Origin of the sequence: Rhizobium sp. BK591, from assembly GCF_014195045.1 — a bacterium.
Lineage (GTDB): Bacteria > Pseudomonadota > Alphaproteobacteria > Rhizobiales > Rhizobiaceae > Rhizobium > Rhizobium anhuiense.
Genome location: NZ_JACIAZ010000006.1, coordinates 279,210 through 301,920 on the forward strand (window position 1 = coordinate 279,210; position 22,711 = coordinate 301,920).

Below are 22,711 nucleotides of genomic sequence, written 5' to 3' on the forward strand. Positions count from 1 at the left end.
GAAATCATCCTGTTCGAGGCGCATGCAGGCTGTATCCGGTGTTGCGGACGGTGTGCAGAAGCGGGGCCTCAAACGGCTTGTCGACCTTGGCTCTCAGCCGGCTGATATGGGTCTCGACGACGCTGGTCTTCGGATCGAAGTGGAAATCCCAGACCCGTTCCAGCAGCATGGTCTTGGTGATGACCCGGCCTTCGCCGCGCATCAGCACCTCGAGCAGGGTGAATTCGCGCGGCTGCAGCTCGATCATCTGCCCGGCGCGGCGGGCCTCCCGGCGGATCAGATCGAGCTCGAGATCGGCAACCTTCAGCACCGTCCGCTGCTCCTGCACCGGCGGGCGGCGGCCAAGCGCATTGACGCGCGCCAGAAGCTCGGAGAAGGCGAAGGGTTTGACCAGATAATCGTCGCCGCCCGCCTCCAGCCCCTCGACCCGATCGTCGACGCCGCCGATCGACGTCAGGAACAGCGCCGGTGTGCCGACCTTGGCAGCCCTAAGTGAACGCACGATCGCCAACCCGTCGAGGCCCGGAAGCATGCGATCGACGACGATGACGTCATAGGCCTCGCGCTGCGCCTGAAACAGTCCGTCGCGGCCGTCGCCGAACACGTCACAGACATGCCCTGCCTCGGAGAAGCCCTTGGCGATATAATCGGACGTCTTCGTATCGTCCTCGATAAGCAGGATTCGCATCAGCCCGATCGTTCCCGACTTGCCTGGATGGCGAGATTTAGCCGAGAGGACGGCTTGGCCACAACTTACCGATTGGTAAGGTGATGGGGGAGGAGCGGCTTCAGGCGCACCGGGCGCCAATAGTTTCCCGCCGTTCCTTGGACGACGGCGACAAGCCGCGCCACGTCAAAGGCCGAAGCGTCCGCAAGAAAGCGGGATGAATGCGGATCGTCGACGCCGCCGATCGATGTCAGGAACAGCGGCGATGTGCAACGAAACGCCAGGCGGAAGCCGCCGCCCGCCTATCAACGGCGGTGGGAACTGTCGGACAGAGGAGGAGAAGGCCATGAACAAAAGTAACTGGAAAGTCGGGCTTCGCGCCAAGCTGGAGCATCTCGTCGACGACTGCGTTGAGGCCGGGGCCAGGCAGCAGGACGTCTTCGATGCGATCATCAAGGAGATCGGCAATCTGCGCGCAGCCCTCGAGCGCGACCCCGATCCCGCGGACGACGAGGTGATAGAGGAACCTTCCAACGATTGGCCCGCGGCCGACAGGTGACTGAATCAGATCGCGAGGCGCACATGACCTCCTGGGGGCGGGGGCTTATGGAACCAACTGGCGCCGCCGAAGGTTATAGTCTTGTCGCTTGGCAATCGGTTTAGCTCGACCTGCGAGACGCGATAGCCGGCGTATTTCACAATGGGGAATTGCTATGGAAAATGCAGGTATCGGCTGGATCGCCGCAATCATCATCGGCGGCATTGCCGGCTGGCTCGCCGAATTGCTCATGAAGAGCAACATGGGCGTGCTCATGAACATCATACTCGGTATTGTCGGCGCCATCGTCGCCAACTTTATCCTGTCGCTCTTCGGCGTCGCCCTGGGCGGCTGGCTGGGTTATCTGATCGCGGGCTTCATCGGAGCCTGCATCCTGATCGCCGTTGCCAGAATGGTCAGACGTACGGCCTGATGGAGCCGAGGCGGCCCGCCCGGCCGCCTTCATCACGCTCTCGGGTCGCGCTCACGCGCGGCTTGAGGCGCGGCAGTTCCGTGTCATAGCGCGCGCCGCGAATTGCGTCGTAGCGACCAGCCGTGACTGAATTCAGAAGAGACGATCGACAAATTGCTCGGTCTCCCACGTCCTGAGGAAATGCGCTTCCCGCGCAATCCAGCCGACAGTCTCGCTTCCCCATTCCTGCGCCCGGCTTGCATATTCGCCCATCAGCCAGATGTGGCGGACGATCACAAAGCGAAGGGCGGCTTCGAAGTCATCCGGAGTGATCGGCCGGACGGCTCGATAGCCTTCGAGGAATACGTCCCACATGGCGGTCGATTTCCGGCCAAAGGATACTTGCGCCCACAGGAAGACCGACAGGTCGTAAGCGAGGTATCCCCGACCGCCGTCGTCAAAGTCGAAAAATATGGCTTCACCGGCATCGTTGATACGCGCATTGAAGCCGTGGCAATCCCCATGGCAATGAGTCCAGGTCAGATCGGCGAAGGCTTCGATTGCCTTTGCGGTTCGCGCGGCGATGTTCTCAAGATCGCTGCGGACCTCGGCGTCTTCCACGATGCCGCTATCGCGTATTCGGGCGAGTGGGCGATGCAGCAAGTGTTCGAGGTCAAGCCGATAGAGCGCTTCATCCGGCGAAAATGTCTCGGCGGCATTGTGCATCAGGGCAAGCGTCCTGCCGTTGGCCGAGGCATCGCCGGCATCCATTGCAGACGGTTTGCGGCCGTCGATCGCCCGGAAGAGCACGCCGTGGCGGGCACCCTCTGGCGCGTATCCCTGAACGAACATCGCGCCCTCGCGTGTCGGAAGGGACGCTGCGACCGGAACGCCCGATTGCAAAAGGTGCGCCAGAAATGCCGTTTCGGTCTTGACGTCGGCTGGACCGCGCGCGCGGCGGTGGGAAAGCCGGAAGACATAATGCTCGCCGTTGCCGCCGACGACGAGATACACATCGTTCAAGCCGCGTTGAAGCAATCGGCAGGAAATCGGCCCGGCAAGCGGATAGTGCTTGCTGATGAACTGTTCGACAGCCTCGACCTGAGGCGTCGAATAGAGCGGATCAAAGTCGAACATAGGCGCTGTCCGTAGGGCTTTGCGAGAGGGCTGTTTCCGACGTCGCCGGGGGCAGTCTTTCTCGGTGGCGAGGAGACCATGGAGCGGGCGCGGTGTAAGCCCGTACCATTGCAATAAGCTGCTGATTGAATAAGGTGAATGGCGATATTAATAAAACTATGAGATGAAAAACGAAATGCTGGGTGTGCGATTTTTCAAAGAAAATCTTATTTCGATTTCTGTGCTTTCCATAATTTTAGGTCTGTCTGGATGCGTTACCATTAAGAACGGTATCGCTATGTCTGAGGATCATAGCCGAGCTCTGAGTGGGGAGCGGACAAAAATGGGCCAGTCCTACAATTTGAATGCAAACTGCACCGTTGCGACGATTGCCAAGATAAAATTGGTGCAAGCCCCGGCGCATGGCTCGGTTGATTTCGTCAAAGAGAATATTTTTCCCAATTATAGAGACGGCATTCGCGATAAATGCAACTCCAGGAAGTCTCTCGGCGTGTCGGAATACTATACTTCAAAGAGCGGATATTTTGGACGTGACATGTATAAGGTGAGAGTGTCCTACGGGGAGGGAACCATCAAGGACGTTACCGTCAACATCAATGTCATCAAGAACTAGGGTGAAGCGTCCCATCCGTAAACTCGTTGCAATTTTGCTGGCCGTGTGGCTGTTGCCGGGAGTCCTCGCCGGCAAATCTGCTGTCGTCACCGGCCGAGGCACCAGTCCGGGCCTCTTTGTGGAAGTCTGAGCCCGCAGGCCGAGCAAGCTCAACCGCCGCAGCGCTGCTCCTTGCATTCAGCCGGCATCCGAACGCTGGCTTGCGGGGGAGGAAACACTTAATTTATCCACTCATCATTCCCGATCGACAGCAGATGGGCCATTGCGTCGGTAATCACGTGGTTGTCGTAGGGTTTGGAGAAAAACCGGCTGCCGGTGGGGAGGCTGCTTTCTTCGAGGATGGCTTCGCCGGATGCAACAATCAACCTGACGGGCGGCCACCGATCCCTGATGTAATGAGATAGCTTGATGCCATCCATCGTGCCGGGCATCTGAACATCGGTGAAGACCAGATCGACATCGTTTCGCGACTCAAGGATGCGAATTGCCTCGTCCGCATCACGCGCCTCCAGCGCTTCGTATCCCGCAGAGAGCACCAGATCGACGGCACCCATCCGAATGATCGTGCTGTCTTCGACGACCAGGACGACCGCCTTGCCATTTTTCATCGCTCACTCGGCCAAATTGGAGTGTGAACCTCGTGGGGCTCCGCTAGTGTAGCGCTTGGGAAGCCAATCGGTTCCTACGCGGCCGTAGAAATGTCGGTTCGCAAACCGGCGCTTTCCCGGTGGTTGATTGTGACGGCCGTGCCGGGGCCGGTCCCGAGGCCGGCCTTTGGGGTCTGGCAAAGCTGAGCGAAGCCGGCACGAAGTTCGACTTTACCGCCGTAGTGCGTCGAGAGTTGCCGTTGCAGGCCCGCAATCGACATGACCCGGTGATGGGTGCCTGCGCGCTTCCGCCGACTGGATCCGGCGGTGATGATGACGAATGCTCATTGTCTCGGAGCCAGGCCGTCGAGCAGGAAATCGAGGCCTTTGCGGAAGGCGCCGTCCCAATCATTGTCGAGCAGCAGGCGGGAACGTTCGATTGTCGGATAGTGTTGGCTGAGATCCGTCAGGCGCTGCTGCGCGGCGGCCCTGTCGTCGTCCGAGAGCTCGAAGTTCGCCCGGGTGATGGTGGCGCCGATCACATAGTTCCAGAGCGACCATATCGCGACGTTCAAATCCGCGTCGGCGACACCGGCTTTGGACAGGGTCTTGCCCAGCAGTTCCAGGCGGCTGAGGATGTTCGGGCCGAGCGCCCGGCGCGGCAAAAGCGATGCCGACCAGGGATGGCGCAGCATGCCGGCGCGCCAGTCTTCGAGCATATGGATGATTTCCCCGCGCCAGTCCTGGGGCGCGACGATTTCAGGCGGCCGGCGATATTCGAGCACCGCGTCGAGCGCCAGATCGAAGACCGCCTCCTTGTTGCCGACGTGCCAATAGAGGCTCATCGCGCCCGCGCCGAGGCGATCGGCGAGCCGGCGCATCTTCAAGCCGTCGAGGCCTTCGGCGTCCAGCAGTTCCACCGCGCTCGCCACGATCCGTTCCAGCGAGAGGGGCGCTTCGCCGCGCGGCTCCGGCCCGGGCCGGGGTGAGGCGACCGTCCGTCGAGACTGTTTGCTCTCAGCGCCGCTGCGTTTGGCTGCCATCCGTTTTCCCCAGTGATCAGAACGCCGATCTAAACCGACAATGCCAGGAATGTCGATCCTGACCGATTGACTCGTACAGCGTACGATGACATTGAATCGTACATTGTACGAGTCATTCAATCCTGCTGGCCGCGAGGGTCGTTCCTCGCAATCCCCAGATCCCGAAAGAAAATCATGTCACGCGCAATCAATCATCTGCTTATCGGAGGGTTCATCATCATGACCATGGCAATTCCCACTGCGACGACAGCCAATGCGAAGGATCTCAAGCTTGAGATCGTCAATCCGAAAAACCTCTACGACCCGACGCCGAATGGCTACAGCACGGCGGTGATCGTGCCCCGCGACGCCAGGCTCGCCTATATCTCCGGGCAGGGCGGCCAGGACGGGACGGGAACCTTATCGCCCGACTTCGCCGTCCAGGTGAAGCAGGCTTACGCAAATCTGCGCACCGCTCTCGAGGGGCTCGGCGCCAGGCCGGATCAGGTCGCCAAGCTCACGGTTTTCGTGGTCGATCATGACATGTCCAAGCTTGAGGTGTTGACCAGGAACGTCAAGGACATGTTCGGCGAAACCCTGCCGGCGCAGACGCTGATCCCCGTTCCCAAGCTGGCGATCGACCCCATGCTCTTCGAGGTCGAAGCTGTCGTCATTCTGGAATAGCGGCGGGGCGCAGGTGTGAACGACACGGACGGTCACCCCGCGCTCCGTCTATCCCGGTCCTGTTCCGAGGATCGACTCTGGCCGCCATCAGCAGCGGGCATGACGGCTCAGGCCCGCTTCCGCCGCATCTGCGTGACGCTCCGCCAGACGGCCGAAACCAGGAAGTATAAGGCGCCGAGGCTGGCATATCCGGCGATATTGGCAATGGACGGCGGTTCCGGCATGCGTGCCTGGGCGATGAAGAAGGCGCCCGCCACCGCGGATTGACCGCCGCTGAGGACCATGGCCCACTGGCCGCCATCGGTCTTCCAGCGCCGGACAGCGGTTGTAAGCTGCAGCAGGCCGGAAAAGATGGCCCACAGGCCAAAGACGCCGAGAACCCAGTTCATGCTCATCGTCAGCGCGACGATCACGGCAGCTGTCGTCACCGCGCTGACGATGACGTTGACCGCCTGGCTGCGGTTGTTTGCCAGGCCGCCATTGCGGGCTGCGTCGACCAGGTTGGCAGCGGCATCCCAGGCCGGATAGAGGATCAGCAAACCCGCCGCGAGGGCAGGCGACTGGCGCCCGACCGTCAAGGCCGCCGCCACCCAGATTGCGGAAAAGGCTGCGCGCGAGACATAGTAGCGCGTCAGCCACTGTTCCCGATCGCCAGATGCGATGGTGGTTTGATCATTGGCGGGGAGAATAGCTCTGGTCATTTTGTCTTCCTACTAGTTGGTAGTTTCACTGGTCATAGGAGTCGCTCCGGGCTTATGTCGCCGGAGATCTTATCGAGTGGCGGTCGGAGACAGGCGCTGCAAGGTGGGCGCCAGAATGGTGGCGAAGATCTCCGGAGCCCCATAAGCCCGGGCTGACAGCATGGCGCCATGGACGGAGGCCATGAAGGCTTCAGCCTCGACGCGCGGTTCGCTCGACAGTCTCAAGCTCCCGTCCTTCAAGCCTCGTTCCATCACCGAGGTCAGCCATGTCGAAGCAAAACGGAAAAACGCCTTGACCTCGGCCGCGACCTCCGGCGGCAGCGCCGGCAGTTCGCTCGCCAGCAGGGCGCAGACGCAAAAAGGCCTGCTGGCGTCCTCGATGCACTGGGCCCAGTGGCCGGCATAGGCCTGGAGAAGCGCCAGCGGATCCCGCACCTGCTGCTCGAGGCCGGCGATACCCGCCTCGGCATCTTCGCGATATCGCACGACAAGCGTGCGCACCAGGTCGGTTTTGCTCGGAAAATGGTGATGGATGCTGGCCTTGCGAATCCCGACGACGGCAGCGATATCGGCATAGCTGAAGCCGTTATAGCCTCCGGTCATGATCAGTGCGCGGGCGGAAGCCAGGATCTCGTCGGACGTCGTCAAAAGGTTGCTCATGGCTTTGATCTACCTTCCAGTAGGAAGGCTGTCAAGCCGAGGGCGGAATTTCTGCCATCACCCTTGGTCGAAACTCGACAGGCTTCGCCTTGATACGGGCGAAAAGCGTTGGCGGCGTCGGTTGTAGCGACCGGTCTTGACTCGCCTCCAACACCCAGAACATAATCAGAACATCTAATATGCGGAATGGAGTTCTGGATGTGCGGCCGCGTCTACATCAAGACATCGCTTGAGGAACTGGTGCGCAATTTCGCCTTCGCAGAGCGAGGCGCGATCGATGCACTCGGAAACCGATTTCCGCGCTATAACGGCGCGCCGACGCTGGATTACCCGATCATCATTCGCGACATGGTCCGCGAGCCGGATGTCATGGGGCCGGTGTTCGCCTCGGCGCGCTGGGGGCTGATGCCGGCATGGATGAAGCCGGGTGGCCGGCCGCCGCCGATCAATGCGCGCTGCGAGGGCATCAGTACCAACGGCCTGTTCCGCTCGGCTTACAGATCGCGGCGATGTCTGGTGCCGATCAACGGTTTCTTCGAATGGAAGGATATCTTCGGCACGGGCAAGAACAAGCAGCCCTATGCGATCGCCATGGCTGACGGCTCGCCCTTCGCGCTCGCCGGCATCTGGGAGATATGGAAAGATCCTGCCGGCATCGAGATCCGGAACTTTGCGATCGTGACCTGTGAGCCGAATGCGATGATGGCGCAGATCCATGACCGCATGCCGGTCGTCCTGCACCGCGAGGATTACGAGCGCTGGCTGTCGCCGGAGCCTGACCCGAACGACCTGATGAAACCGTTCCCGGCGGAGCTGATGACCATGTGGCCGATCGGCCGCAATGTGGGTTCGCCCAAGAATGACACGGCTGACATCATCGATCCGATCGACCCCGATCCGGAACCGACGCTGATCTGAATTCACCGGCTCGGGCGGGAGCCATCCATCAACGATGCGGTCAAAGAGATACCTCGCGAGAGGACAGGACGACGCATGCCAGAACAAATCACATGGAAATCGTGGGAACATGTCAGTGGCCGAGAAATCAAGTACAAATGGCGGCACGCCTGGAAGGAAAAAGCCGGCGACGATTACGTCGCTTTTGACGGCGATACCCAGATCGGAAGGATATTCCGGTCACAGGCAGGCGGAGGGATCGATAATCGCTGGTTCTGGATCGTGGCGGCTGACGGCAGCCATCGATTGGATTGGCCATCGGCCGGATACGAGGACAGCGCCTATGTCGCCTCGAGGCGGCTGGAGATGATCTATGAGAGCATCAAGAGCGGGAAATCAAGGATGGCGCAGCCATGAGCATTGAAGGCCATTCGAGCGCGCCCGGCGCCAATGAGATCGTCGAGCATTATTGCGAGCACCGGCTTGCCGACGGCACACGCTGCAAGGAATGGGGAGGCTGGGGCCACAGCCCATCCCCGGCCGTGCCGACGCGCTGGTGGTGTTGGGAACACTTCCCGCACAAGACACTCGAACAGGAACAGGCGCTCAGGCGGAAGCTGGAGGCGGCCGGGAAAATCATCCACTGAAGTTGGCTGATGATCCCGCGTTGAAGCGGAAAGCAAAGCCTCCGCCATCAGCCGTCGGTCGAGACGGTGAGGGATTTCCACGCCTCGATCTCCTGCTGCAGGCGAGCGATCCTGTCCGACACGTGGCTGAGGGCGTCGCTGCCGAGCAGAAGCTGCGGCGGCGGATTATCGGATTCGACCAGCTCCAGCACCGCCGCCGCCAGTTTGGCGGGGTCGCCGAGCTGCTTGCCGCTGACGGCCTGTCGCGCCTGGCGTATCGGATCGAAAAGGGCGTCATAGTCGGCGATGGACCGCGCTGTGCGCACCATCGATCGTCCGGCCCAGTCCGTCCGGAAGGAACCAGGGCAAAGGGTCGTCACATGGACACCGAACGGAGCCATTTCCGCACGCATCACCTCCGATATGCCTTGAAGCGCAAATTTGCTGCCGCAATAATAAGCGATGCCGGGCATGGTGATCATGCCGCCCATCGAGGTGACGTTGACGATGAACCCGCGGCGTCGCGCGCGGAACCGTGGCAGAAATGCCTTGGCAACGGCGACGGCGCCGAACACGTTCACGTCGAACTGCCGCCGCATCTCTTCGATCGGCGACTCCTCGAGCACGCCCTCATGGCCGTAGCCGGCATTGTTGATCAGCACGTCGACAGGCCCATGCTCCTCCTCCGCCTGCCGGACGACATCATCGATACGGTCGAACGCGGTGACGTCGCAGAGGACCGGCCGCAGGCCAGGCAGGGTTTTGGCGAGCGCTGTGCGCGAGGCTTGCGAGCGCATGGTGCCGATCACCCTGTGGCCGGCCTGAAGAGCCGCAGACGCGATGGCCAGCCCGAAGCCGGAATTCGATCCGGTGATGAAAAAGGTCTTTCGTGACATCGGCAAACATTCCTTGATTGAGGGTGGATTTTGACAAATAGTATGAAGAACCCGGTGCTTCGATGGCGGATTCTCTGAATATGTTGCCAAATCCTATGTCAGGCGATCGCGACCGATCGAAGCGGCGAGAGATGGTCGCGTTGGCCGGAGGCCTCGCGCCGCGTCACGGATACAATCCGACCGCGCTCAATTCCGTCCGCATCTTGCGCACCGAAGCCGTGCTCCACGACATCCCGGTGCTCTATAAGCCCGGCGCGGTTTTCGTCTTGCAGGGCAGCAAGCAGGGCATGCTCGAAGGCGAGGTCTTCCTCTATGACGAGGAGCATTATCTGGCGGTGTCGCTGCCTGTCCCGTTTCGGATGACGTCGACGGCCAGTCCCGAGCGGCCATTGCTGGCGGTCTATGTCGAGTTCGATATGCAGATGGCAGCCGAGATCGCGCTGCAGGTGGAACAGCATGCCGAACTGCCGGGCGACGAGCCGAGAAGCCTGGTGTCGAGCAGGATGGATGGCGATATCGAGGATGTCCTGCTGCGCCTGCTGACGGCGCTACGCAGCAGCGTTGAGATTGCCGTGCTTGGCGCCGGCCTTCTGCGCGAACTGCACTACCGGGTCCTGGTCGGTCCGCAAGGCGGCGCGATGATCGCCGCCCTCCAGCAGAAAGGCAGATCCGGAAAGATTATCCGGAGCCTCGCCTGGTTGCGGGAAAACTATGGCCTGGAGATTGCCGTCACCGATCTGGCAAGAGAGGTGGGCATGAGCGTTCCCTCCTACCATGTCCATTTCAAGGATCTGACCGGCAACAGCCCGATGCAATATGTCAAAGCCATGCGGCTTCACGAAGCAAGATTGATGATCGCGCGCCGGACGAGAACGATCGCCGAGGTCGCGGCTTCGGTCGGCTACGCCAGCCCGGCGCAGTTCAGCCGCGACTTCAAACGGCATTTCGGGCGCACCGCCTCGGAAGAGATCAAGTGGGTCCAGCGCCACCTCGGCGAGCCGGGTGACGATCGCGGCTAGCTCGTTTGGTCGGCCGCCTGCGCAGCGGCGGTCAGCGGGCAGGCGGGATACCGGCGCCGCCGATGGCGACGTGAGGATTCATGCGCCCGACGGTGCAACGGCCCGCAACGCGGTCCTGACGATCGCATCGCCGAACTCCGGCGAGACCGGGCGATGGCCGACCAGCAGCCGGAAGAAGACCGGTCCGTAGATCATGTCGAGCAGCGCCTCCATATCAGGCGGCGCCACGATCTCTCCGCGAGCCAGAGCCTGCTCCAGGATGACACGACCGGCGTTGCGGCTCGACAGGATCACCCGATTGCGGAAGGCCTTGGTGAATTCGCTTTCCGGATCGGCGGCCGCAAGTGCCATGGTGATCTGCCGCCCGCGCGTGCTCGCAAAGGCCGTCACCAGTCCGCTCATCTGCGCGCCGAGAGCCGCCTGCGCAGTGGCCCCTCCAACCTCCGTTTCCGGGAGCCGGTTGACCAGAAGAGCGGCCATCGCCAGTTCCTGCGCATTGGCCCAGGAGCGATAGATCGTCGGCTTGCCGACACCGGACCGCGCCGCCACGGCTTCGATCGTCATGCGGCCGAAACCTTCGGCCATCAGGATTTCATGGGCGGCCTCCAAGGCGCGCCTCTGCGCGGCAGCGCTTGGCGGCCGCCCTCTTTTCCTAGGTGTTGCACTGCGCTCTTGACTCATATCATTACGATACGTAACGTTATTAAAGAAACCAGTCAAGGAGGATCATCCATGCCGAGTTTTGCCCGAAAAGTGAGCGCCTACTTCATCGTCAAGGATGCGGCACGCGCCATCGACTTCTACAAGGAGGCGTTCGGCGCCACGGAAGTCTTCCGCATGACCGATCCTTCGGACGGGCGGATCGGCCATGCCGAGCTGCGTTTCGGAGAGACGCTGATGATGTTGGCGGACGAATATCCGGACTTCGGCGCCCTTTCTCCCGATACCGTCGGAGGCTCGCCGGTAACCTTCCACATGGACACGGCGTCGACCGACGCCGCACTGGCGCAGGCGCTGTCGGCCGGGGCGACGATGTTGCGCCCGGCGACCGACCAGAGTTTTGGCGAGCGGGTGGCCCAGGTGCTTGATCCCTTCGGTCATCGCTGGATGTTGTCGCAAACCATCGAGCAGGTCACACCGGAGGAGATGCAACGCCGCTGGAACGAGGACATGTCGGCGTGAGCGCCGCCGCGACGAGATGAGAAAAAATGACGCTGGTGGCGATACCGATCGCCGACTCGAATCTGATTTGCAGCCCTTGGAAATCCCACCGATTCAAGACAAACTCATCCCGCTCTAGCGGGGGGACCATGATGGAAAACCACGAGCCGTTTTTACGCGAGGCGATCGCGCTCTCGAAATCCGCGATGGAACGTGGCAACGAACCATTTGGCTCGGTGCTGGTGAAGGACGGCGAAGTCATCCTGCGCGCCGAAAACAGCGTCTTCACCGGCCACGATATGACGAACCATGCCGAGATGAACCTGGTTAAACTGGCCGCACAGCACTACGACACGGCGTTTCTCGCTGACTGCACGCTCTACACCAGCACCGAGCCCTGCGCGATGTGCTCCGGGGCGATTTACTGGTCGGGCATCGGGCGCATGGTGTTTGCCTGCTCGGAAACGCGGCTTGGCGAGATCGCCGGGATCGGCTTGAACGTGCCGAGCCGGGCGGTGCTGCAAACCGGCGCGCGCACCGTCACCGTGGTTGGCCCGACGAACCTCGAAGACGAAGCCGCCGACGTCCATCAGCAATTCTGGCCGAAGCATCTGGGCAAGACTTAGAGCGCCTGCGTCCTTTGACGCTCTCTCTCGATAACAATCATGGGCACAATTGAAGCCCAGATAGCAGTGATCTGCATGCTCGCCATTGATAGTCGAGCGCTGGCGCTGTAGCGTCCGCTTCGCAATCCGGACGAACGAAACAGGAGGCTCTTATGCCAACGGGTACGGTTAAATTCTTCAACGACGACAAGGGCTTCGGCTTCATCACGCCTGAGGGCGGCGGACAGGATGTGTTTGTTCACGTCTCTGCCCTGCAACGCGGCGGTTCGCTCCGCGAAGGCGATAAGGTCAGCTTCGAGGTCGGACAGGACCGCAAGACCGGCAAGTCCAAGGCTGAGAACGTCTCGGTCCTCTGACCGGGCGGCAATGCCGACTATTGAGGGGGCGTTCGCCCCTTCAACTGCCCGGGAAACTGGCCGTAAGCGGTCAGAATGGCCTTGATCAGGCCCGGGAAGCGTTCGTCGAGCTCCGCGCAGCGGGTTTGATTGAGCATCTCCACACCCTGGCGCTCGCTGACGATCAGCCCCGACTCCCGCAATACCTTGAAATGATTCGACAGCGACGACTTCGGGATGACGCGCTCCCCGAACTCCGCGAGGGCAGAACACGTCCTGCCGCAGGCAGCACCGGCAAGCTGCGCGAAAATTGCGGCGCGCTCCGGATCGGCAAGCGCATAGAGAATCGCTTCGGGCCGGATGTCCTCTAATGCTGGGTGAAAGAGCGGTCGCATAAATTTTATATAGCCGCACTTGACATCAAGATCAATAGTTCCGAATTTCTGAACTACGGAACAAGGTCGCCACTCCCGACGGCCGTCCGAGTCAAAAGGAATTCGATATGGCTAAGCTCACGGGAAAGGTTGCCGTGGTCACCGGCGCCTCCAAAGGGATCGGCGCTGCGATTGCCAAGGCTTTTGCGGCAGAGGGTGCACAGGTGGTGGTGAATTACGCTTCGAGCAAGGCCGGCGCGGACGCCGTGGTTGAGGCGATCCACGCGGCCGGCGGCAAGGCCATCGCGGTCCAGGGCGATGTTTCGAAAGCCGAACAGGCACAGGGGCTGGTCGATGCTGCGGTCAAGCAGTTCGGCAAGCTCGACGTGCTGGTCAACAACTCCGGCGTCTATGAATTCGCGCCGATCGAAGAGGTGACCGAGGAGCAGTATCGGCGCATCTTCGACGTGAATGTTCTGGGCGTTCTGCTGACAACCCAGGCAGCGGCCAAGCATCTCGGCGAGGGCGGCAGCATCATCAACATCTCGTCGGTGGTCACCAGCCTGGCGCCGCCGGCCTCTTCGGTCTACACGGGCACGAAGGGCGCCGTGGAGGGCATCAACAGCGTGCTTGCCAAGGAGCTCGGCCCGCGCAAGATCCGGGTCAACGCCATCTTGCCCGGGATCGTGGAGACCGAAGGTACGCACACCGCCGGCGTCATCGGCTCGGATTTCGAGCAGACCTTGGTGGCCCAGACGCCGCTCGGCCGCACCGGCCAGCCGGACGATATCGCCGGCGTCGCGGTCTTCCTCGCTTCCGACGATGCCCGCTGGCTGACCGGCGAGCGCTTGGCCGCCAGCGGCGGTTTTCGCTGATCGTCCAGTGCCCGCGTGCGCAGTGATGGCGCACGCCGACGCCAACGCAGAAAGGAAACGCCAGAGCATCGCCCTGGCGTTTCGGTTCAGGCCACCAGGCCCTTGGTCAGTTCCAGCGCCTGCCGTTCGAACAGCCGGCGATAGATGCCGTCCTTGAGCCGGATCAGCGCCTGATGGTCGCCCTCTTCGACAATCTTGCCCTTGTCGAAGACCAGCAGCCGGTCCAGCGCCCTGACCGTCGACAGCCGATGGGCGATGACAAGCGTGGTGCGGCCGTGCATCAGCCGTTCCATCGCCTGCTGGATCTGCACTTCGCTCTCGCTGTCGAGGCTCGAGGTCGCCTCGTCCAGGATCAGCACCGGTGCATCGGCCAGGAAGGCCCGGGCAATGGCGACACGCTGCCGCTCGCCGCCCGACAGTTTGACGCCGCGTTCCCCCACCATCGTCTCATAGCCCTTGGGCAGGTCCATGATGAAGTCGTGGGCGCTCGCCTGTTTCGCCGCCTGCTCGATCTCGCGCCGCGAGGCGTTCGGCCTGGAATAGGCGATGTTTTCCGCCAGCGTGCGGTGGAACAGGATGGGCTCCTGCTGCACGATGGCGATCTGGCCGCGCAAGCTGGATTGCCTGACCCCTGATATATCCTGCCCGTCGATGCGGATCGAACCCGACTTCACGTCGAAGAGGCGCTGGATGAGCTTGACGAAGGTCGTCTTGCCCGAGCCCGAATGCCCCACCAGACCCACGCGCTCACCCGGCTTGATGGTGACCGAAAAGTCCTCATAAAGCGGAGTGGGATGCGCGCCATACTGGAAGGTGACGCGATCGAAGACGATCTCGCCCTCGCCAATCCTGATCGGCGTGGCGTTCGGCCTGTCCTCGATGCCGAGCGGCATCTTGTCGAGCAGCACCAGCTCTTCCATATCGTTGACGGCACGCTGCAGGTTGCGGATGTCCTGGCCGACATTGCGCAGATAGCCTTGCAGAACGAAGAACATCGCCAGCACGAAGGTGATGTCGCCTGGTGTCGCCAGCCCCTTTTGCCACATCACCAGGCCCGTTCCCAAAATGCCGGCCTGCATGGAAACCATCATGAAGCCCTGGATCGTGCCGCTCAATGTGCCGCGCTTCCATGTCCGCCGCGTGCGGCTGTCCCATCTGGCGAGCACATGGCTCAGCCGCCGCTCTTCGCGGCTCTCGGCGCCGAAGGCCTTGACCACCGCATTGCAGCTGATGGCATCGGCCAGCGCACCGCCGAGCTTGGTGTCCCAGGCATTGGCAAGCCTTGCCGCCGGCGACACGAAACCCATGGAAAGCGCCACGGTCACGCCGATATAGACGAGGGACCCGAAAGCGACGATCAGGCCCATCACCGGCCAATAGCTGCCGAGCACGATGCTGGCGCCGACCAGCATGACGATGGACGGCAGCAGGGCGACCAGCAGCAGGTCGTTGAGCGCGTCGAGCGCCCACATGCCGCGGGTGATCTTGCGCACCGTCGAACCGGCAAAGCTGTTGGCGTGCCAGTCGGTGGAGAACCGCTGCACCTTGTGGAAGCCGTCATTGACGACATCCGCCATGGTGCGCAGCGTCAGCCGGATGATGCCGTTGAAGATGAACCAGCGCAGCGCCACGCTGGTCAGGCCGAGCGCCACGACGATGACGAAGGCGCTGAGCGCACCATCCGCCGCATTGCCGCCGGCAATGGCATCGACGATCCGGCCGGAGAAAACCGGCACCATGACTTCGGCCAGCGTGCTTGCAATCACCAGCACGATGATCGCGCCCACCAGGACAGGCCGATGGCGCCAATGATGAAAAACAAAGCCGAGCACATGGCGATAAGCATCGGCGCGGAAATCGAGCTTCTTGCGAGTCATTTTAATCGCTCGGCCCCGTTTCGGCGGCCGGTCCTCAAAATAGAGAGTTGGATGGCACAGCCCAAACGGGAGACAAACTGATCCCGTCAGATCAAATTGGGCTGTGAGGGAAGTGAAACCGCATGGCGCGCGCTTAAGGCGGGCCGCGAATGGAAATGACCTACTGTCGGGACATTCCGCACGGGAAGACTTCGATGATTGCTAGTGTCATGCAACGCCTCCCTTGTGTTCGATCTGAAACGGTGACCATTTTGTAGCGAATGAGATTGCCGTTGCCAAGCGGGTTTTTACAACCTTACGGAAAGTGATGCGCAAACGACACAATTGGGGGACTGGGAAAAGGTCATAGATACGCGCAACGATCACTGCGCCCCACGGGATTTCCGCATTTCGGCATCGCGCCACTGCTGCCATTGTTGCCTCAGCTTGCTCCGGGACATGCCGATGGATTCATCGAGAAGCTCGACTTTGAGAATCCGTTCGGTGCGGAAATGGCGGAAGGCTTGTTTCGATTGGCACCACGCGATCAACAGGCTGTGCGTGTCGTCATAGCCGAGAAGCACAGGCCAGACGATGCGGCGGGTGATCGTTCCATCCGCCGCGCGATAGTCGAGTTCGAGCTTGCGGCCCTCCCTGATCGCCAACCTCAGCGGACGTGTATCGCGTGTCGCATCGCCGCCGCCGACATCATCCGGTTTGATGCCGACGGCGGGTTGGGCAATATGGGGAAGAAGGTCCTGCGGCATGACCGATGTGATCTTCGCCATCACATCGCCGGCGGCATTCCGCATGGCCGCGTCATTCAACCTTGCCACCATTTGAACGCCGAGCACGACGGCCTCGATCTCATCGGGCGTCAGCATCAGCGGCGGCATGTCATATCGCCGATCGAGGACGTAGCCGAACCCCGCTTCACCCTCGATCGGAACACGCTGGGCCATCAGGTGTGCGATATCGCGGTAGACGGTTCGCCGCGCGACCTCGAGTTCCCCCGCGAGCTCGGACGAGGTCACCGGGCGGCTCGACCGTCGAAGAATCTGGATGATCTGAAAAAGCCGATCCGCTTTTCGCATGCCTGATGACTCCTGCTGCCACAACGCTGTCAGCACGGCTATGGCACAAAAGCAAGGAAAGAGACGGCCGCACAGCCAAGGAGAAGATCATGAAGTTCGCATCCACCCGCCTCATTGCCGCGGATATCACAGGCATGATGGCCTTTTATGAGCTGGTGACCGGCTGCCGCGCCGACTGGCTTGCACCCGTCTTCGCCGAGATCGTCACCCCCGGCGCGAGCCTCGCAATCGGCAGCGCGCAAACCGTGGCCTTGTTCAGCGAGGGCAGTGCGGAGCCCGGCGCCAACAGGACAGCCATTCTCGAGTTCATGGTCTCGGACGTCGATGCGGAATTCGCGCGGCTCAAGGACCAGGTCACGGTCGTGCACGCACCCAAGGATTTGCCGTGGGGCAACCGGACGATGCAGATTTCCGATCCCGAAGGCACACGCGTCGCCCTCTATACACCCGTCACCGACGCCGCGAGACGCCGTTTCGCCGGCCGTTGATCGGCCGACGCTGATGGGGCCGGAGCTTTTGTTTGAGGAAGTTCCGCCCGCAGACGACCGCAACCAGCGCGGCGCGTCGGCTGCTTCCGGCCCGAACCGGTCATGGGCCGTCGCAAAAATCCGCCGCGAAACTCCAACTTTTAGAGTTTTGCGGCGAGCATCCTTGAACGCGGGAAAGACCGGAGTATCGCATAAGTCAGGATTTGTGCGGCGAACCATCTCGTGGAAGGGCAACTCCGGCCTATAGTGGCTTTCGGAAGAACACGACGCGTTGGGTCTCCTCAAATCCTAAAGCGGTATGGAGCGCATGGCTGGCTGAATTCTCTATCGGCGCGTCAGAGCCAAACTCAACACACCCAAGCGACTTACCCCAATCGGCAACGGCATCGCAAAGCAACCGTGCGATACCCTTTCGCCTGTCAACGGGCCTGATATAAATCCCTTCGAGGAATAGAACGGGCGAGCTGCTGCATCCATTCACATAATCATGTCGCAAAGTGGCCTCAGCAAACCCGACAGCTTCATTCGCAGCATTTCGAGCGATGAACGCGACGGCGTCTCCACTTTCTGAAAGCAACGCCCGGCCCAACTCAGCGCGATGATATTCGAGCGAGTGATGCGGCCACAGCGCAACGCGAAGTTCCGCCCACGGCTCAACATCTTTTATGGTCCCAATCGCGATAATCGATTCCATAGTGAGGTTCTCTTTTGTCGCGAAATTCCCGATTAAAGCGACAGTTGTTTTCCTGACTTTTGCAACGTCGCAGAATAGACGGTTTTGAAATGCCGGCAATGTCCGGCATTGGCGCATTCCGGCCGGGACGAAGCTCTCGCATAAAAGCACAGCTACGCAGTCATTGATGATCGCGGGGCCGCTATCGGCCCCGAAGCGGTCATCAGTCGCAACCGAAAGTTAAGGTTCAACCGACAAGTTCGGGCACGGGGCGCTGAGCATGTGATATCGATCGCGTCCGGTGTCCGTCGAGAGTCGACATGAAATTTCGGTTGATTGCAGTATTTCTGATTATCTTGCCAACCGTTTCGACCGCGCAAGAACACAAGCGTCGTTTTCCCAAATATCAATTCTTCTATTGTACGGCCGTCCATATGAAACTGGCCGAAACCTACGGGAAAACAGGTGATACGGTCGCCGAAGCCCTTCACACCCTAGAGGCGGACTTTCTGTACCAAAAAGGAAAGAATGACCTTGTTGAGATTGGAAAGTCTCCGGAGGACGCCGATAGGCGAGTCCAAAAACATCGGGATGGCATTGATAATGAATTGCAGAGTACGCCAAACAGGATTCGGATTATGCTGCGCCTCTGTAACTCATTCTTTCCAGAGCGAGCGAACCGGCCCAGAAATCGGGCGTAGAAATCTCTGCGTGAGAGACCCTGGTGGCGGGCCGTCCCTAAAGCATCGAAAGGTCAGGCGGAGCATGATCACATCGATGATAACACCACTATTGTGGCATCGATTATGATGGTTGGTGTCTATGGGCATCGAACGGAGGGCCAGTTGGTCGATACCATTCGCCTCAGGGCGCGTTGTAAACCGTGATTCACTTGCGGCTTCGACGGCAGGGCGGCTGACCGGCCTGCAAACAGACCGTTATCGTTATTGGAATTTTCGAATTTTGTACCGAGGTTCATGAATGCAACTTCTCTCTTTGCTAATCCTTTTCCGTGACGGCTTTGACGATTTGACTGCGCTACAAGCCGCGCTTGCCCAGTACCGTGAACCCCTTAGGCAGGTCGCTCCGGACCACTTGAAATTCGGTGCACCGGTTGAACTGGACGTTCAATTGGCCAGCGAGAGCGACGTGCTGATTGAATCCCAAGAGATTGCGGAATTTTTCCCTCATAAGGACAGCAGCGAAATTGCACTCTGCAATCAGCGTATCGAACTGTCATGGGAGATGAAAGCCGATCCTGGCTTGATCACAAATCTCATCGGTTTTGTGCAGCCTGAGGTACGTCGCCTGGTCGGCAAGTGTTGGACTTTCGACCCCGCCGGGGGCGCGTGGTTTTAACTGCCCCGCAAAATTGACGACGGCTCGAAGCAGTCACGGGCATAGTCCGACTGACTCAGAAAGGTTTTAGGCTCTCGCTGTTACGATCCATATCGAGGCGACCGGTGTTGCGCCAGCCGGGTGGCCAAGGCCCGCGAGTGCTCCGCGCAATTTGGGTTCAGCCGCCAACTTGATCGCGGGGTTCTCACGAGCAATTTTACCAAGCGGGCCAATGCTCAGCAGCATGCGCGTCATTGCGTCAACGTCACCGCTGGTCACTGCTTCGGCCGCTCCCGACCCTAGGCATACCCGCCCTGAGAGCGAGGCGGCCGCTCATGCGTATTGCAAAACCAATTGCAATTTGAAATCAGTCGAGCTATTTTACCACCCGCGCGGATGTGCCCTTTAAGGAAAGGAAGTGGCATGGCTAAGCTCGTGTTCGGAATGAACCAGTCGCTGGACGGCTACGTCGATCATACGGAATTTGGGCCAAGCCCGACGCTCTTTCGCCACTTCATCGAGGGGACCGAGCGGCTGGCGGGCAGTGTCTATGGCCGCCGAATGTATGAGATCATGCGTTACTGGGACGACGATCAGCCTGAATGGGGTGCAGACGAACAAGCCTTCGCGCAAGCGTGGCGGAAGCAGCCAAAATGGGTGGTCTCGCGCTCGCTGACGCCTGTCGGCCCCAACGCCACGCTTGTTACGGGTGATCTCGAGACCGCGATCCGCAAGTTGAAGGCCGAGCGCGACGGGGAGATCGAAGTTGCCGGCCCGAACCTGGCGCGAAGCCTGACCGAACTCGGCTTGATCGATGAGTATCAGATCTACCTGCACCCCGTCGTGCTTGGTCACGGTACGCCCTATTTCGCCGCACCGCGGCCGCCGCTTCGCCTTGTGGCCCATGATCGGATCGACGAGAATGTGATCCGCTTGACCTACGTCCCTGCCTGATCGCCCGGCTTGCCGGATGGAAATCCGATCGGGTCAGGGGTGGACCCAGCGCGAGGAGGTGAGGGCGCCGAGATTGTCATAGGCAAAGACCGCGCGCCGGTTGTCGGCATGGCGCAGCTGGAACCAGTCGAGCGTCTCGGCCCGGAATATCAGCACGCCGAAGAAGGCCCGTCCGTCGGCGTCTGCGACCGTACCCTCGCTCGCAGGCCACTCCTCGATGTCGTCGCCCGGCGGCCCGCCCATATAGGTGCTGCGTGTCGATGGCGGCAGCAGGCTCCAGGCCTCGGCCGCGCGTTGGCTTGCCGGTCCATAGAGTTCGGCCGATCCCTGAAGGCGAAGCTGCACTTTTAACTGCGGGCCGAAGCCGAGGATGGCGACCGAAGGGTTGGCCGATATTTCCTGCCATTTCGGGCTTCTGACATCGGTATGGATTTCCAGGATGCGCCGCGCCGCATCCGCGCGCCGCAGCACGACCATGCGGGCCTGCGGCCGGCCGCCGGCATCGACCGAACACAGGTTCAGGTAGCGGAAGGCCGACTGCGGATCGGCAGTCGCGCCTTCGAGTTCGGCCCAGGCCGATGCATCGACCTCGGCGAGGGTCACCGTGCCGCCTCCACCTTGGCATTCCTTGTCTCGCCGTCTTTGACGATCCAGCAGCACATCGCTGTTCTCCCCCAGCGTTGAAAGCGATCCCGATCAGACAGACCGGGTCAGGCCGCCGTCAATCTTGAGGCTCTGGCCGGTGATATAACCCGCCCCTTCGGAAACGAGGAAGGAAATCGTCGCGGCCACTTCGGCGCTGGTGCCGTAGCGCTTCATCGGCACGCTGTCGCGGCGCTCCTCCGTCGCCGGCAAGCTGTCGATCCAGCCCGGCAACACGTTGTTGATACGAATGCCGTCGCCCGCAAAGGTATCGGCGTAAATCTTGGTGTAGGCGGCAAGCCCGGCGCGGAAGACGGCCGAGGTCGGGAACATTGCCGACGGTTCGGCCACCCAGGCGGTGGAGATATTGACGATCGCGCCCGACTTCTGCGCCTGCATGATCGGCGTGACCAGGCGAACCGAACGGATGACATTCATCAGATAGATGTCGAGGCCGGTATGCCACTGTTCGTCGGTGATCTCGGTGATCGGTGCACGGGGCCCGTGACCGGCGCTGTTGACGAGGGCGTCGATCCGGCCCCACTTTTCCATGCAGGCGTCGACCAACCGCTTCAGGTCGTCGTTGGACTGGTTCGAGCCGGTCACGCCGATGCCGCCAAGTTCGTTGGCCAGCGCCTCGCCCTTGCCGGACGAGGAGAGGATGGCGACCTTGAAGCCGTCGGCCGCCAGCCGCCTTGCCGCCTCCGCACCCATGCCGCTGCCGCCAGCCGTAATGATCGCTACCTTTTCTACTGCCATCGTCGCCATCCCTGCTCGATTTTACGCCCATTGCCGGGCCTTGATCCTTCGAATACCATGCGCCTTCAATGAGAGCGAACCAGTTTTCCTGAAATATCCCTGTAGAAAAACTATCGAATGTCCATCGGCAATCTCCCATCCCTCAACGCTCTCAGGGCCTTCGATGTGGCGGCGCGGCATCTGAACTTCCGGCTCGCCGCCGAAGAACTCGGCGTGACGCAGGGCGCGGTCGCCCAGCATGTGCGCGGGCTGGAGGCGGAACTCGGGGTGACCTTGTTCGAGCGCCTGCCGAAATCCTTGGCGCTGACGGGCGAGGGGCGCAGCTATGTCGCCGACGTCAGGCGCGCCTTCGAACTGCTTGCCAATGCCACCGCCAACCTGAAGCCGCAGCCGGTGAAACTGACCGTCAGCACGACGCCGACCTTCGCCTCGAAATGGCTGATACCGCGCCTGCCGGACTTTACCGCCAAACATCCCGGCCACGACCTGCACATCCTCGCCACCGATCGAATCTCCAGCTTCCAGACGGATGGCGTCGATCTCGCTGTCCGCTACGGCACGCCGCCCTTCGGTCCCGGCCTTGCCGCCGAGCTGCTGTTCGAGCAGGACATCATTGCGGTCTGCAATCCGGGCCTCGTCCCGGCAGGCCGCGAGCCGCGCAATGCCGGTGAACTCACGCGCCACACCCTGCTGCACGACGTGCACAATTTCTGGCCGGAATATATCGACCGCTTCCTCGGCGGCGGCGATCCCACGCTGTTTCGCGGCATCAGCTTCTCGCAGACATCGCACGCGATCGAAGCCGCGATCGCCGGACAAGGCATCGCCATGGCGACCCGGGCTTTCGTCTCGACCGATATCGAGGCAGGCAGGCTGCGGCAGGTCTTCAATGGCGTGCTCAGAGCGCGGGCGGGCTTCTATCTGGTGAAGCCGCGCTACCGGAAGTCGGAAGCGGTGGACAAGCTTCAGGATTGGCTATGGTCGCAGGTGCAGGGCTGACTGTCTGCTCATCTTCCGTCAGTCGCCACATGTTCGGGAAGCGGCCGCATGGGGAAGGCAACACACCAGGCGACAGGC

31 protein-coding genes and 1 pseudogene are annotated in these 22,711 nt (G+C 61.1%); 17 read left to right on the forward strand and 15 right to left on the reverse strand.

Annotated elements, in window-relative coordinates; translation table 11 throughout:
* Positions 1-4: 4 nt before the first annotated feature.
* On the reverse strand, positions 5-688 hold the full coding sequence (locus tag FHX10_RS25895) for a winged helix-turn-helix domain-containing protein (RefSeq protein WP_047614064.1): 684 nt from the start codon (positions 686-688) through the stop codon (positions 5-7).
* A gap of 325 nt (positions 689-1,013) precedes the next feature.
* Between FHX10_RS25895 and FHX10_RS25900 the strand changes: the two genes are divergently transcribed.
* Both FHX10_RS25900 and FHX10_RS25905 read left to right on the forward strand, forming a co-directional pair.
* Positions 1,014-1,226 carry a hypothetical protein gene (locus FHX10_RS25900; RefSeq protein WP_168333919.1) on the forward strand — a complete coding sequence of 71 codons (213 nt, stop codon included), beginning with the start codon at positions 1,014-1,016 and terminating at the stop codon, positions 1,224-1,226.
* A 154-nt stretch (positions 1,227-1,380) separates the two neighbouring features.
* A complete protein-coding gene (locus FHX10_RS25905; RefSeq protein ID WP_047614066.1) occupies positions 1,381-1,638 on the forward strand; it encodes a GlsB/YeaQ/YmgE family stress response membrane protein in 258 nt (85 codons plus the stop codon).
* A 132-nt stretch (positions 1,639-1,770) separates the two neighbouring features.
* Here FHX10_RS25905 and FHX10_RS25910 read toward each other — a convergent pair whose 3' ends face one another.
* Positions 1,771-2,754 (reverse strand): phosphotransferase enzyme family protein, encoded by a 984-nt coding sequence (locus FHX10_RS25910; RefSeq protein ID WP_168333918.1) that lies wholly within the window; start codon positions 2,752-2,754, stop codon positions 1,771-1,773.
* A 163-nt stretch (positions 2,755-2,917) separates the two neighbouring features.
* Between FHX10_RS25910 and FHX10_RS25915 the strand changes: the two genes are divergently transcribed.
* The gene (locus tag FHX10_RS25915) at positions 2,918-3,367 is read left to right on the forward strand and encodes a hypothetical protein (RefSeq protein WP_373289072.1); all 450 of its coding nucleotides are present in this window, start codon (positions 2,918-2,920) and stop codon (positions 3,365-3,367) included.
* A 218-nt stretch (positions 3,368-3,585) separates the two neighbouring features.
* Here the strand turns inward: FHX10_RS25915 and FHX10_RS25920 are convergent, their stop codons facing one another.
* The 3 genes and pseudogenes from FHX10_RS25920 to FHX10_RS25925 all read right to left on the reverse strand — a co-directional run bounded on the left by FHX10_RS25920 (position 3,586) and on the right by FHX10_RS25925 (position 4,997).
* The gene (locus tag FHX10_RS25920; RefSeq protein WP_168333917.1) at positions 3,586-3,975 is read right to left on the reverse strand and encodes a response regulator; all 390 of its coding nucleotides are present in this window, start codon (positions 3,973-3,975) and stop codon (positions 3,586-3,588) included.
* 74 nt (positions 3,976-4,049) lie between these two features.
* A pseudogene (locus FHX10_RS35270) lies at positions 4,050-4,281 on the reverse strand (histidine kinase); the annotation flags it as partial.
* A gap of 17 nt (positions 4,282-4,298) precedes the next feature.
* Complete coding sequence (locus FHX10_RS25925) at positions 4,299-4,997, reverse strand: TetR/AcrR family transcriptional regulator (RefSeq protein WP_168333916.1); 699 nt, start codon at positions 4,995-4,997, stop codon at positions 4,299-4,301.
* Positions 4,998-5,171: 174 nt separating this feature from the next.
* On the opposite strand from FHX10_RS25925, the gene FHX10_RS25930 reads away from it, so the two are divergent.
* Positions 5,172-5,660 (forward strand): RidA family protein, encoded by a 489-nt coding sequence (locus tag FHX10_RS25930; protein WP_168333915.1) that lies wholly within the window; start codon positions 5,172-5,174, stop codon positions 5,658-5,660.
* Positions 5,661-5,767: 107 nt separating this feature from the next.
* On the opposite strand, the gene FHX10_RS25935 is transcribed toward FHX10_RS25930, so the two are convergent.
* Positions 5,768-6,361 carry a DUF308 domain-containing protein gene (locus FHX10_RS25935; protein WP_097542783.1) on the reverse strand — a complete coding sequence of 198 codons (594 nt, stop codon included), beginning with the start codon at positions 6,359-6,361 and terminating at the stop codon, positions 5,768-5,770.
* A gap of 69 nt (positions 6,362-6,430) precedes the next feature.
* Entirely contained in the window at positions 6,431-7,021 is a 591-nt protein-coding gene (locus tag FHX10_RS25940; protein WP_047614076.1) for a TetR/AcrR family transcriptional regulator, read from the reverse strand.
* Between the two features lie 198 nt (positions 7,022-7,219).
* Here FHX10_RS25940 and FHX10_RS25945 point away from each other — a divergent pair, with 198 nt between their 5' ends.
* From FHX10_RS25945 to FHX10_RS25955, 3 genes are all read left to right on the forward strand, one after another.
* A complete protein-coding gene (locus FHX10_RS25945; protein ID WP_063476549.1) occupies positions 7,220-7,939 on the forward strand; it encodes an SOS response-associated peptidase in 720 nt (239 codons plus the stop codon).
* A gap of 75 nt (positions 7,940-8,014) precedes the next feature.
* Complete coding sequence (locus tag FHX10_RS25950) at positions 8,015-8,335, forward strand: hypothetical protein (protein WP_097542782.1); 321 nt, start codon at positions 8,015-8,017, stop codon at positions 8,333-8,335.
* Positions 8,332-8,565 (forward strand): hypothetical protein, encoded by a 234-nt coding sequence (locus tag FHX10_RS25955; protein ID WP_097542781.1) that lies wholly within the window; start codon positions 8,332-8,334, stop codon positions 8,563-8,565. Before FHX10_RS25950 ends, FHX10_RS25955 begins: the two co-directional genes overlap by 4 nt.
* 47 nt (positions 8,566-8,612) lie before the next feature.
* Here the strand turns inward: FHX10_RS25955 and FHX10_RS25960 are convergent, their stop codons facing one another.
* Positions 8,613-9,440: an oxidoreductase gene (locus FHX10_RS25960; protein WP_047614081.1), complete on the reverse strand. Its 828-nt coding sequence runs from the start codon at positions 9,438-9,440 to the stop codon at positions 8,613-8,615.
* Positions 9,441-9,520: 80 nt separating this feature from the next.
* Between FHX10_RS25960 and FHX10_RS25965 the strand changes: the two genes are divergently transcribed.
* Complete coding sequence (locus FHX10_RS25965; protein ID WP_168333913.1) at positions 9,521-10,459, forward strand: AraC family transcriptional regulator; 939 nt, start codon at positions 9,521-9,523, stop codon at positions 10,457-10,459.
* A gap of 78 nt (positions 10,460-10,537) precedes the next feature.
* On the opposite strand, the gene FHX10_RS25970 is transcribed toward FHX10_RS25965, so the two are convergent.
* Entirely contained in the window at positions 10,538-11,140 is a 603-nt protein-coding gene (locus FHX10_RS25970; protein ID WP_168333912.1) for a TetR/AcrR family transcriptional regulator, read from the reverse strand.
* 51 nt (positions 11,141-11,191) lie between these two features.
* Here FHX10_RS25970 and FHX10_RS25975 point away from each other — a divergent pair, with 51 nt between their 5' ends.
* The 3 genes from FHX10_RS25975 to FHX10_RS25985 all read left to right on the forward strand — a co-directional run bounded on the left by FHX10_RS25975 (position 11,192) and on the right by FHX10_RS25985 (position 12,602).
* The gene (locus tag FHX10_RS25975; protein WP_047614085.1) at positions 11,192-11,641 is read left to right on the forward strand and encodes a VOC family protein; all 450 of its coding nucleotides are present in this window, start codon (positions 11,192-11,194) and stop codon (positions 11,639-11,641) included.
* A 131-nt stretch (positions 11,642-11,772) separates the two neighbouring features.
* Positions 11,773-12,246 carry a nucleoside deaminase gene (locus FHX10_RS25980; protein ID WP_047614464.1) on the forward strand — a complete coding sequence of 158 codons (474 nt, stop codon included), beginning with the start codon at positions 11,773-11,775 and terminating at the stop codon, positions 12,244-12,246.
* Between the two features lie 152 nt (positions 12,247-12,398).
* The gene (locus tag FHX10_RS25985; protein ID WP_047614086.1) at positions 12,399-12,602 is read left to right on the forward strand and encodes a cold-shock protein; all 204 of its coding nucleotides are present in this window, start codon (positions 12,399-12,401) and stop codon (positions 12,600-12,602) included.
* Positions 12,603-12,619: 17 nt separating this feature from the next.
* On the opposite strand, the gene FHX10_RS25990 is transcribed toward FHX10_RS25985, so the two are convergent.
* Complete coding sequence (locus tag FHX10_RS25990; protein WP_047614087.1) at positions 12,620-12,976, reverse strand: ArsR/SmtB family transcription factor; 357 nt, start codon at positions 12,974-12,976, stop codon at positions 12,620-12,622.
* A 107-nt stretch (positions 12,977-13,083) separates the two neighbouring features.
* On the opposite strand from FHX10_RS25990, the gene FHX10_RS25995 reads away from it, so the two are divergent.
* Positions 13,084-13,830: a glucose 1-dehydrogenase gene (locus tag FHX10_RS25995; RefSeq protein WP_168333911.1), complete on the forward strand. Its 747-nt coding sequence runs from the start codon at positions 13,084-13,086 to the stop codon at positions 13,828-13,830.
* 86 nt (positions 13,831-13,916) lie between these two features.
* On the opposite strand, the gene FHX10_RS26000 is transcribed toward FHX10_RS25995, so the two are convergent.
* On the reverse strand, positions 13,917-15,707 hold the full coding sequence (locus tag FHX10_RS26000; RefSeq protein ID WP_168333910.1) for an ABC transporter ATP-binding protein: 1,791 nt from the start codon (positions 15,705-15,707) through the stop codon (positions 13,917-13,919).
* A 362-nt stretch (positions 15,708-16,069) separates the two neighbouring features.
* Positions 16,070-16,780: a helix-turn-helix transcriptional regulator gene (locus FHX10_RS26005; RefSeq protein ID WP_168333909.1), complete on the reverse strand. Its 711-nt coding sequence runs from the start codon at positions 16,778-16,780 to the stop codon at positions 16,070-16,072.
* 89 nt (positions 16,781-16,869) lie between these two features.
* Between FHX10_RS26005 and FHX10_RS26010 the strand changes: the two genes are divergently transcribed.
* A complete protein-coding gene (locus tag FHX10_RS26010) occupies positions 16,870-17,268 on the forward strand; it encodes a VOC family protein (protein WP_168333908.1) in 399 nt (132 codons plus the stop codon).
* Positions 17,269-17,509: 241 nt separating this feature from the next.
* Here the strand turns inward: FHX10_RS26010 and aac(6') are convergent, their stop codons facing one another.
* On the reverse strand, positions 17,510-17,962 hold the full coding sequence (gene aac(6'), locus FHX10_RS26015) for an aminoglycoside 6'-N-acetyltransferase (protein ID WP_097623303.1): 453 nt from the start codon (positions 17,960-17,962) through the stop codon (positions 17,510-17,512).
* A gap of 299 nt (positions 17,963-18,261) precedes the next feature.
* Between aac(6') and FHX10_RS26020 the strand changes: the two genes are divergently transcribed.
* The 3 genes from FHX10_RS26020 to FHX10_RS26030 all read left to right on the forward strand — a co-directional run bounded on the left by FHX10_RS26020 (position 18,262) and on the right by FHX10_RS26030 (position 20,233).
* Positions 18,262-18,642, forward strand: a complete 381-nt coding sequence (locus FHX10_RS26020; protein WP_047614095.1) for a hypothetical protein — start codon at positions 18,262-18,264, stop codon at positions 18,640-18,642.
* Positions 18,643-18,922: 280 nt separating this feature from the next.
* Positions 18,923-19,300, forward strand: coding sequence for a hypothetical protein (locus FHX10_RS26025; RefSeq protein WP_097623269.1), 378 nt, complete (start codon positions 18,923-18,925; stop codon positions 19,298-19,300).
* Between the two features lie 402 nt (positions 19,301-19,702).
* Positions 19,703-20,233 carry a dihydrofolate reductase family protein gene (locus FHX10_RS26030; protein ID WP_063476557.1) on the forward strand — a complete coding sequence of 177 codons (531 nt, stop codon included), beginning with the start codon at positions 19,703-19,705 and terminating at the stop codon, positions 20,231-20,233.
* A gap of 33 nt (positions 20,234-20,266) precedes the next feature.
* Here FHX10_RS26030 and FHX10_RS26035 read toward each other — a convergent pair whose 3' ends face one another.
* Both FHX10_RS26035 and FHX10_RS26040 read right to left on the reverse strand, forming a co-directional pair.
* A complete protein-coding gene (locus tag FHX10_RS26035; protein WP_168333907.1) occupies positions 20,267-20,836 on the reverse strand; it encodes a pyridoxamine 5'-phosphate oxidase family protein in 570 nt (189 codons plus the stop codon).
* 93 nt (positions 20,837-20,929) lie between these two features.
* The gene (locus tag FHX10_RS26040; RefSeq protein ID WP_063476699.1) at positions 20,930-21,634 is read right to left on the reverse strand and encodes an SDR family oxidoreductase; all 705 of its coding nucleotides are present in this window, start codon (positions 21,632-21,634) and stop codon (positions 20,930-20,932) included.
* Positions 21,635-21,751: 117 nt separating this feature from the next.
* Between FHX10_RS26040 and FHX10_RS26045 the strand changes: the two genes are divergently transcribed.
* Positions 21,752-22,633 carry a LysR substrate-binding domain-containing protein gene (locus tag FHX10_RS26045; protein WP_168333906.1) on the forward strand — a complete coding sequence of 294 codons (882 nt, stop codon included), beginning with the start codon at positions 21,752-21,754 and terminating at the stop codon, positions 22,631-22,633.
* Positions 22,634-22,711 lie beyond the last annotated feature (78 nt).

Excerpts from the sequence above, each read along its gene's own strand:
- FHX10_RS25895 (WP_047614064.1), bottom strand. The coding sequence starts at position 688 with ATGCGAATCCTGCTTATCGAGGACGATACGAAGACGTCCGATTATATC.
- FHX10_RS25900 (WP_168333919.1), top strand. The coding sequence starts at position 1,014 with ATGAACAAAAGTAACTGGAAAGTCGGGCTTCGCGCCAAGCTGGAGCAT.
- FHX10_RS25905 (WP_047614066.1), top strand. The coding sequence starts at position 1,381 with ATGGAAAATGCAGGTATCGGCTGGATCGCCGCAATCATCATCGGCGGC.
- FHX10_RS25910 (WP_168333918.1), bottom strand. The coding sequence starts at position 2,754 with ATGTTCGACTTTGATCCGCTCTATTCGACGCCTCAGGTCGAGGCTGTC.
- FHX10_RS25915 (WP_373289072.1), top strand. The coding sequence starts at position 2,918 with ATGAAAAACGAAATGCTGGGTGTGCGATTTTTCAAAGAAAATCTTATT.
- FHX10_RS25920 (WP_168333917.1), bottom strand. The coding sequence starts at position 3,975 with ATGAAAAATGGCAAGGCGGTCGTCCTGGTCGTCGAAGACAGCACGATC.
- FHX10_RS25925 (WP_168333916.1), bottom strand. The coding sequence starts at position 4,997 with ATGGCAGCCAAACGCAGCGGCGCTGAGAGCAAACAGTCTCGACGGACG.
- FHX10_RS25930 (WP_168333915.1), top strand. The coding sequence starts at position 5,172 with ATGTCACGCGCAATCAATCATCTGCTTATCGGAGGGTTCATCATCATG.
- FHX10_RS25935 (WP_097542783.1), bottom strand. The coding sequence starts at position 6,361 with ATGACCAGAGCTATTCTCCCCGCCAATGATCAAACCACCATCGCATCT.
- FHX10_RS25940 (WP_047614076.1), bottom strand. The coding sequence starts at position 7,021 with ATGAGCAACCTTTTGACGACGTCCGACGAGATCCTGGCTTCCGCCCGC.
- FHX10_RS25945 (WP_063476549.1), top strand. The coding sequence starts at position 7,220 with ATGTGCGGCCGCGTCTACATCAAGACATCGCTTGAGGAACTGGTGCGC.
- FHX10_RS25950 (WP_097542782.1), top strand. The coding sequence starts at position 8,015 with ATGCCAGAACAAATCACATGGAAATCGTGGGAACATGTCAGTGGCCGA.
- FHX10_RS25955 (WP_097542781.1), top strand. The coding sequence starts at position 8,332 with ATGAGCATTGAAGGCCATTCGAGCGCGCCCGGCGCCAATGAGATCGTC.
- FHX10_RS25960 (WP_047614081.1), bottom strand. The coding sequence starts at position 9,440 with ATGTCACGAAAGACCTTTTTCATCACCGGATCGAATTCCGGCTTCGGG.
- FHX10_RS25965 (WP_168333913.1), top strand. The coding sequence starts at position 9,521 with ATGTTGCCAAATCCTATGTCAGGCGATCGCGACCGATCGAAGCGGCGA.
- FHX10_RS25970 (WP_168333912.1), bottom strand. The coding sequence starts at position 11,140 with ATGAGTCAAGAGCGCAGTGCAACACCTAGGAAAAGAGGGCGGCCGCCA.
- FHX10_RS25975 (WP_047614085.1), top strand. The coding sequence starts at position 11,192 with ATGCCGAGTTTTGCCCGAAAAGTGAGCGCCTACTTCATCGTCAAGGAT.
- FHX10_RS25980 (WP_047614464.1), top strand. The coding sequence starts at position 11,773 with ATGGAAAACCACGAGCCGTTTTTACGCGAGGCGATCGCGCTCTCGAAA.
- FHX10_RS25985 (WP_047614086.1), top strand. The coding sequence starts at position 12,399 with ATGCCAACGGGTACGGTTAAATTCTTCAACGACGACAAGGGCTTCGGC.
- FHX10_RS25990 (WP_047614087.1), bottom strand. The coding sequence starts at position 12,976 with ATGCGACCGCTCTTTCACCCAGCATTAGAGGACATCCGGCCCGAAGCG.
- FHX10_RS25995 (WP_168333911.1), top strand. The coding sequence starts at position 13,084 with ATGGCTAAGCTCACGGGAAAGGTTGCCGTGGTCACCGGCGCCTCCAAA.
- FHX10_RS26000 (WP_168333910.1), bottom strand. The coding sequence starts at position 15,707 with ATGACTCGCAAGAAGCTCGATTTCCGCGCCGATGCTTATCGCCATGTG.
- FHX10_RS26005 (WP_168333909.1), bottom strand. The coding sequence starts at position 16,780 with ATGCGAAAAGCGGATCGGCTTTTTCAGATCATCCAGATTCTTCGACGG.
- FHX10_RS26010 (WP_168333908.1), top strand. The coding sequence starts at position 16,870 with ATGAAGTTCGCATCCACCCGCCTCATTGCCGCGGATATCACAGGCATG.
- FHX10_RS26020 (WP_047614095.1), top strand. The coding sequence starts at position 18,262 with ATGAAATTTCGGTTGATTGCAGTATTTCTGATTATCTTGCCAACCGTT.
- FHX10_RS26025 (WP_097623269.1), top strand. The coding sequence starts at position 18,923 with ATGCAACTTCTCTCTTTGCTAATCCTTTTCCGTGACGGCTTTGACGAT.
- FHX10_RS26030 (WP_063476557.1), top strand. The coding sequence starts at position 19,703 with ATGGCTAAGCTCGTGTTCGGAATGAACCAGTCGCTGGACGGCTACGTC.
- FHX10_RS26040 (WP_063476699.1), bottom strand. The coding sequence starts at position 21,634 with ATGGCAGTAGAAAAGGTAGCGATCATTACGGCTGGCGGCAGCGGCATG.
- FHX10_RS26045 (WP_168333906.1), top strand. The coding sequence starts at position 21,752 with ATGTCCATCGGCAATCTCCCATCCCTCAACGCTCTCAGGGCCTTCGAT.